We start from the raw sequence: 6,758 nt of genomic DNA on the forward strand, positions 1-6,758 counted from the left end.
CTTTCCCCGCTTCATTAAATGCTTTGATGGCAAATGTATAGCTTGTATCTGCTTTCAGTCCGGTAACAACTTGTTCGTTCACATTATCAGCTACAGTTACATACTCCATGCCATCGACATAAATTCGGTAGCCGGTCACTCCTACGTTATCTACCGCACTCGGCCAAGAAAGTTTCACACTCGTCTGAGCGATGTCCGATACGGTTAATGCGCTGCCATTTGGCCATGTTGGTGCTTCTGGCTCTTCTGGATTCGAAGGGTCTGTTGGTTTCGGTTTGACGACCACCTTCACCTTCGCTGTCAAGTTCTGTGGATTCTCAACATCCCGCGCCAGTGTGCCTGTGAACGTATACTCCCCTGCTGTATTTCCATCATACGTTGGGGTGCCATTATCCCATGTTACTCCTAGACTTCGACTCGTTTGGTCACTTAACATGACTTGAACCGTTGACAGCAACGGTAACGATGAACGTTCCGTTCCATAAGATACCTCGATGTTAACAAGTGGCTCCACACTTGATACTACTGGTGGTTCTGCTGGCTTTGGTTGAACTACCACTTTCACTTCCGCTGTCAAGTTCTGTGGATTCTCAACATCCCGCGCCAGTGTGCCTGTGAACGTATACTCCCCTGCTGTATTTCCATCATACGTTGGGGTGCCATTGTCCCATGTTACTCCTAGACTTCGACTCGTTTGGTCACTTAACATGACTTGAACCGTTGACGGCAACGGTAACGATGGACGTTCCGTTCCATAGGATACCTCGATGTCTGCAAGTGAATCCACACTTTCCACCGATGGATTCTTTTTGTACTTAAACTCTACTGTTACTTCTTCATCTTTAGTAGATAAGGTTACTTCCTTACTAGCAGCATCCGCTAATGTATAGCCTGCTATTTCCCTCGAATGTACTGTGTAAGCGCCTAGCTCCTTCGTTAATGTTTCTGCCTCCAGTACAGTTTTAGTCTCCATATCTATATGGTTTATAATAATTATCGCTGTATCCGGGGTTACAAAATTCTGCCTGTATTTAAAGTCTACAATCATCTTTTGATTTTTTGTAGTCAGGGTCACCTGCTTACTTGACGCGTCTACCAAGGTATATCCCGGTATATTTTTGGAGTTTACAATGTATGTGCCTAATTCCTTTGTCATGCTTTCGCTGTCTAATACATGATTCGTATCAATGTCCAGATGGTTGACTTGAATTATCGCTGTGTCCGGAACGACAGGTGCCGGATTTACGACTACTTTTACCTGTACATTTACGTTCCGTGGATTTGCTATATCCTCTGCCAGCGTGCCGGGGAATATATATTCTCCTGCCGTATTGCCGTCATAGGCCGGGCTTCCATTATCCCAGGTCACATTAAGATTTCGGCTTGTTTGATTGCTTAAGGTAACCTTTGCTGTTGATGGCAATGGCAGCAAGGAATATGCCGTGCCATACTCAACAGTGATGTCTGTGAGTGCCTCTACACTTATTACCTCGATTGGCTTCGGATTCACAATCACCTTCAATTGCGCCTTCAAACCTTGTGGATTTGCTATATCCTCTGCCAGCGTGCCGGTGAATATATATTCCCCCGCATTATTGCCGTCATAGGCTGGGCTTCCATTATCCCAAGTCACATTAAGATTTCGGCTTGTTTGATCGCTAAGCGTTACTTGTACTGTTGATGGCAACGACAATGATGAGTAATCCGTACCGTAGGATACCTCGATGTTGGCAAGTGGATTCACACTTTCCACCGTTGGATTTTTCTTATAGGTAAACACAACTGTTACAGTTTCATCTTTAGTAGGCAGTATCACTTCCATACTGGCAACGCCTGCTAATGTATAGCCGATTATTTCTTTAGCATTTACTGTGTGAGTTCCCAGTTCCTTCTTTAATGTTTCCGTTTCTATAACGGTAGTTGTTTCCATATCTATATAATTGACTATAATTGTCCCTGTGTCAGGAATGATTTCTTCCCAATCTGCCGATATGGTTACATCCTCAGTTACATCTCTAAAATCATAAATAGAGCCTTGGCTTATTATCCAATTTTTAAAGATGGCCCTATTTTTAGATGGAATGTCTTCAGGTTTAACTAAAGGTTCTCCCAATTTAACTGTATGGGAAGGAAAATAACCGTCCCCACCATCAAGATTATAAGTGGCTGTTTTCCCAACTAATTGGATTGCCATCCCTTTATCCTTAGCCCATATATGTGCTAGGCTATTTTGCTCTGTTATTACGATGGCTGTACTTGAAATCGTAGCATATGCGTTTTCAATTTCACTGGTATGTCTAGATATCGAAATATATTCTAAAGGATTATCATTAAAAGCATTCATTTCAATGCTATAAACTCCATTGGGAATGATAATGTTCTTTAGTTGATTATTTGCAAATGCTTCTCTTCCAATGCCAGTAACGCTTTCAGGAATAGCAACACTTTGTAATTGATTATGCGCAAATGCTTGACCTTTAATATTCGTAACACTTTGAGGTATAACTACACTTCTTAATTGATTTTCAGCGAAGGTGACATTTTCAATGGTTGTTATACCATCTGGTATTATAACGGTTTCCAGATTGTTTTTTTGAAAAGCACCTGCACCAATAGTGGTAATTCCATCAGGTATATGAACATCTGCAAGTTTATTGTCATAAAATGCAAAGTGCCCAATATTCGTTACACTATTTGGTATAATAATGCTTTTCAGCAGATTCTCCCCGAATCCATTGTCTCCAATGCTAATAAGGTTATTTGGCAATATAACAGTTTGAAGATTATTGCCGTAAAATGCATAGTCTCCTATACTTTCAATAGTATTCGGCAGGACAACACTTTGTATTTGTTTATTCTTAAAAACTTCGTCCCCAATGTTTACAACGCTTACTCCCTTTATCATGTCAGGGATTACTACGTTTAGTTCAGTACCTGTATAGCCTGTTATCGTTCCCGTGCTTTCATCAAACTCAAATGGCTCTCCCTTGTACTTAAACTCTACTATTACCTCTTCGTCTTTTGCAGACAACGTTACTTCTTTACTAGCATCATCTGCCAGTATATAGCCTACAAATTCTTTCGAATATATTGTGTGAGTTCCCAGTTCCTTCATTAGTGTTTCTACTTCTAATTCTTCATTCGTATCTATATCTTTATGACTTACGTAAATTGTTGCTGAATCAGGCAATATTTCCACCCATTCTGCATAAACAGTGATATCTTCTGTTACAAATCTGAAATCATAGTTAGAATCAGAATTTAGGTTGATTCTCCAGTACCAGAAATTTGCATTATCTTTAGTGGGAGTGCCCTCAGGTTTCACTAAAGGATTTCCAAACCCGACTGTATGGGAAGGGAAAGTACCTTGACCACCATTTAATTCGTAGGTAATCGTTTTCCCAACCAATTGGATTGGTTGCCCCATTTCCATAGACCATGCATGGCCCGGACTATTTTCTTCAGCGATGATAATAGTCCCACTTGGGATAGTATCGAACGATTTATGAATATAAGTTGTAGTTCTCGGTATTGAAATAAACTCCAAAGGGTTTCCGAAAAATACATAATTTTCAATACTAGTAATATTACCTGGAATTATAATATTTTTAATATCATTCCTAACAAAAACGCCCATATTTAACTTAGTTAAGCTTGCAGGCAAAGTAATCTCCGTTAGCCCGTTTGCCATAAATGCATAATTTCCAATACTAGCTACGCTATCAGATATGGTAATGTTTTTTAAATGATTATATTCAAAAGCTTTATCACCAATACTGGCAACATTATTCGGAATATGAACTTCTTTTAACTCGTTACCGGAAAAGGCTTCATTTCCTATAATAGTTACACTATTTGGGATAATAACACTTTTTAGTTGCTTTTCCTTAAAAGCACTGTTCCCTATTTTTACTACACTAACACCGTTAATTGTTTCAGGAATTATTACATTTTCGTCAGTCCCAATATAATTTATTATCGTTCCCGTGCTTCTATCAAATTCATATTGATTTCTCTTGTACTTAAATTCTACAGTTACTGTTTCATCCTTTTTGGTTAGTGTCACTGCTTTGCCGGGAGTATCCTCCAAAGTATATCCGTCTATTTCCTTCGCATTGATAGTATGAATCCCTAATTCCTTAGTTACTGTTTCGCTGTCTAATACATGATTCGTATCAACGTCTAAATAATTGATTTGAATTGTTGCTGTATCCGGAATTATATCTTCCCACTCGGCGAAAACAGTTATGTTTTCAGTTACATTTCTGAAATCATAAACAGAATCTGAATTTATTCGCCAATTTTTAAAAACTGCATTCTGTTTAGTAGGGATAGCTTCCGGTTTAACTAAAGGATTTCCCGGCCTAACCGTATGGGTAGAGAAATTTCCCTCTCCACCTTTTAAATCAAAGATTGCCGTTTTCCCAATTAGCTGCACATCCCTTCCTGTATTTACAGCTAATGTATGAGCCGGGCTATTTTCATCGCTTATTATAATAGCGGAAGGAAAAAGATTTATAAAACTATCAAGGAAATTACTGTTATCTACATCTCCCGGTATTGAAATATACTGTACAGAATTTTCTTTGAAGGCGGTGTAATAAAGTTCAGGAATATTATTGTGGATAATAATATTTTTTATCGGATTTTTTCCAAAAGAAGCATGATCAATCCGCGTTACACTTGCCGGAATATCAATGCTTGTTAGTTGATTATTGTAAAATGCAGTTTCATCAATATAAGTAACACTGTTTGGGATTGTAATTTCAGTTAATCTACAGTCTACAAATGCAGACCAGCCAATCTTAGTGACAGTATTAGGTATCATTACTCTTTTTAATGGATTGCGCGCAAAAGCCTCCGTTTCAATAGTGGTAATGCCATCGGGTATTGTAATATCTTCTAATTTATTACTTGTAAATGCATATGCTCCAATTTTAGTAACACTGCTTGGGATGTCAACAGCCTTTAGTCTGTTGTTGATAAATGCAAAGTCTCCAATATCAGTAACACCGTTAGGTATAATCACACTATTTATCCACTTTTTTTGAAATGCCCGTTCCCCTATCTTTTTTACTTTCACCCCCTGTATAGTTTCAGGGATTACTACATCTTCTCCGACTTCTTTAGCCATATATTCCGTGATAGTACCTGTACTTGGGTCAAATTGGAATGAACCCTCGCCTTGTGTGTCCTCTGCAAATACTGCAAAAGGAGGAAGATTGAATAATAAAATAATCGTTAGCAGTATACTTATAGATCTCCTCACCATTTAAAAAATCCTCCTATTATTATTTTTGTTCCTTATATACATGAATTCATGATTCCCATTTCAGAATCATTATTATGGAACTCACCTCCTTCAGGTGATGTTTTTTCATGTTAATAGGTAGGGATTTTACAGTTCGCTAACAATTAATTACTTCAAGGAAGAAAACCCAATACAGTTTTCACTCTATAATTCTTATTTTTACTACAAGCCTTCTGAAAAATTATTATACTTTTTAAAAGTCATATTCTTTATGACAATAGTCATATAAAAGTCATAACTTTCCAGTCGCTTGTTTTAAACAGAAAAGCATCCACACTTATGTATGGATGCTTTTTTCACGGATTATCTGTAATATGATTATTTTGTATTTTAAATTCTATTGGTTTTCCTTTTGTTCCAACATCCGAATAAGCATGGCTGCGGATTCGGCGCGTGTTGCGGAACCGCCTGGAACAAATTGATTTTCGCTGCGGCCATTCACGATTCCGACTTTGTTGACGGCATTCACTGCTCCTTTTGCCCATGTCGGAATGTCCTTATCATCGGCAAATGGACTTGCCGCATTCGCGTCTACTTGCAACTTCATTGCGCGCGCAAACATCACCGCCATTTCCATTCTTGTAATGGAGGCGCTTGGTCGAAAGCTTCCATCGTTATAGCCGGAAACAATACCCGCTTGTACCATGCGGTCAATCGCATCCTTCGCCCATGCTCCTATTTGTTTGCTATCAGCAAAACCTGTAGGTGTTGCTGTTCCTTCTAGCTTCAACGCCTTTGCAAGCATTACAGTGAATTCGGCACGTGTGACCGATGCGTTCGGTTTAAACGTTCCATCTGGGTAACCTCCTACAATCCCTCTTGCTGAGGCCCGGTTGATGTAGCTTTCCGCCCAATGGCCTACACTGTCTTTAAATTGAGTAGAGGATTCGGCTTGGTTTTTCTGTTCATTGGTTTCCTTTGATTCCACTGATTCCTTAGGTTCCTCTGATTCCCTTATAACTGTGATGGTATAGGTCTTTTTCTTACCATTTTCCGCTTGGACAATGATTTCAAACTTATTTTCCCCTTCTTTTAAAGTAACCTCTTGCCCATTTCCTAATGGTTTACCTTGCAGTGTCAACTTTGACTTGTCCTTCGCCGGATTTGCCAGCAATTCAATTTTCTCCGCTTTTGTTTTAATCGTATAGTGAGTTATGTTTGGAGAAAAAGATGGTGTTAATGGCAGCTTCCTGCCGTTGCTCCAAATTGCCAGGTCATTTAAATCAGTATTGCTGGATGACAGATTGCTACTTTTATTTTCTTCGTCATCGGAGCTGCTTGAACCACCTCCGGAACCGCTTGAAGGTTTGGCTGCCGTTGCTTTTGCACTAAGCAATTCGCTCTCTTTCCCCGCTTCATTAAATGCTTTGATGGCAAATGTATAGCTTGTATCTGCTTTCAGTCCGGTAACAACTTGTTCGTTCACATTATCAGCTACAGTTACATA

The 6,758-nt window shown here is 39.1% G+C and carries 2 protein-coding genes; both read right to left on the reverse strand.

Annotation, left to right across the window (positions count from 1 at the left end; all coding sequences use genetic code 11):
• Window positions 1-5,272, reverse strand: a 5,272-nt coding sequence (locus GX497_01620) for a leucine-rich repeat protein (protein HHY71932.1), incomplete at its 3' end; no start/stop codon positions are given.
• A 376-nt stretch (window positions 5,273-5,648) separates the two neighbouring features.
• Window positions 5,649-6,758, reverse strand: a 1,110-nt coding sequence (locus GX497_01625; GenBank protein ID HHY71933.1) for a hypothetical protein, incomplete at its 5' end; no start/stop codon positions are given.

This window comes from Bacillus sp. (in: firmicutes), assembly GCA_012842745.1.
In the GTDB taxonomy this organism is placed as follows: Bacteria; Bacillota; Bacilli; order Bacillales; family Bacillaceae_J; genus Schinkia.